Genomic DNA, 1623 nt, shown 5'->3' on the forward strand with positions numbered 1-1623 from the left:
TCCGCCCTGCCGGGACGGGAGCGCCGCGCGCCCGTCGCCGGCGGGAGCGGCGCGCCGCGCGCCTCCGGCGTCGAACCGCCGCGACGCCGCCGGGATCCGCCCGTCCGGCGGGAGCGGCCGCCGGCGTTCCTCGGCGCGGCGCTGCGGCGCGCCGGGGGTCGGGACGCCGTCCGGATAGTCGAGAGCCCGGTCCCACGGCGGCCGGTGCAGGCCGTACGGGTCGGAGGCCCGCTCGTAGACGCCCCAGAAGCAGCCGTATCCCGGCTCGCAGGCCATGTGGGTCCAGTAGAAGAAATCGCACCCGATCGAGGCGACGTCGCCGGGCCAGCAGTCGTCGAACGGGTCGAACGAGCCGCGGTAGTCGAGCGGCGGAACGCCGGTCGCCCACGAATCGGAGAAGATCCGGACCGTCGAGCCGCCGCCGCTCCGCGGCAACGCGACGGCGCTGATCCCCGCGGCGCGGTCGTGCCAGAGCAGCGCGTTCGGCAGCCCCGACATGCTGATCGTGCCCGCCGCCGGGCCGAGGACGGCGGCCAGCTTCTCCGGCGGCGTCGGCACGGCGAGGACGACCTCGGTCAGTTCGGCGTCCGGCGCGTCGGACGAAAGACGCGCCCAGAGCGGGGCCGCGGCGGTTCCCTTCGCCGGGGCGAAGCGGACTTCGTCCCGGTCCCGCTGGGCGACGGCGACGTCGGGCCGCAGGCGCGCGAGATCGGTCAGCGCCACCCCGAGGCCGACGCCGTCGAGGCGGAGCGGCGGGGCCTTGGCGAATGCGGATGGAGCGAGCGCCGCCGCGACGGCGGCGAAGACGGCGACGACGATTGTGCGTGTCATTTGAGCGCCCTCTTCCGGGCAGTCTCCCACGTCGCGAGTCTAGCGCAGTCGCCCGCCCTTGGTCGCCCCGGCCGGGACCATCCGTCGGCGTCTTCCGCCCGCTCGGCGACGGCCGTTCCGCGCGGGATCCGCCGGAACGATGGCGCGCGCCTCCCCCGGCGGTATATTTGGATGTGCGTATCCTGTTTCAATGCCGAGGCCCCGCGCGGCCTCCGAGGAAGACGCCGATGGACCCGATCGACCTCCTGATGGACGAGCACCGCCTGATCCTCTCCGCGCTCGACGCGCTCGACGGCTACGCCCGCCGCCTGCGGGGCAACCAACCGGTCGAGCGCGGCGATCTCGCGCGGTTCGTCTCCTTCATCCGCGATTTCGCCGACGCCCGCCACCACGGCAAGGAAGAGGACATCCTCTTCGCGACGATGGTCGAGCAGGGGTTCCCCCGCGAGGCGGGGCCGATCGCCGTGATGCTCGCCGAGCACGAAGAGAACCGCGCGCTGACCCGCGCGATGGCGGACGGGATCGAGCGCGACGGGGCGTGGAGCGAAGCGGAGCGGCGCCGCGTCGCCGAGGCGGCGTCGGCCTACGCCGACCTGCTGCGCGGCCACATTTCGAAGGAGGACAACGTTCTCTACCCGATGGCGCGCGCGAATCTGGGCGCGGCGGCGTACGCCAAGATCGGCGACGCCTGCGCGGCGTTCGAGCGCGAGCGCGCCGGAGCGGGCGGCGCCGTCCGCGCGGAGGTCGAGGCGCTGCGGGCCCGCTACGCGCGGACGTGACGGGACGCGCGCG

2 protein-coding genes are annotated in these 1623 nt (G+C 74.9%); one reads left to right on the forward strand and one right to left on the reverse strand.

The annotated features are described in order from the left end of the window. Positions 1–831, reverse strand: an 831-nt coding sequence (locus tag LLG88_16760; GenBank protein ID MCE5248559.1) for a hypothetical protein, incomplete at its 3' end; no start/stop codon positions are given. 227 nt (positions 832–1058) lie between these two features. On the opposite strand from LLG88_16760, the gene LLG88_16765 reads away from it, so the two are divergent. Then, a complete protein-coding gene (locus LLG88_16765; GenBank protein ID MCE5248560.1) occupies positions 1059–1610 on the forward strand; it encodes a hemerythrin domain-containing protein in 552 nt (183 codons plus the stop codon). Positions 1611–1623: the final 13 nt, after the last annotated feature.

The organism is bacterium, assembly GCA_021372775.1.
GTDB lineage: Bacteria > Acidobacteriota > Polarisedimenticolia > J045 > J045 > JAJFTU01.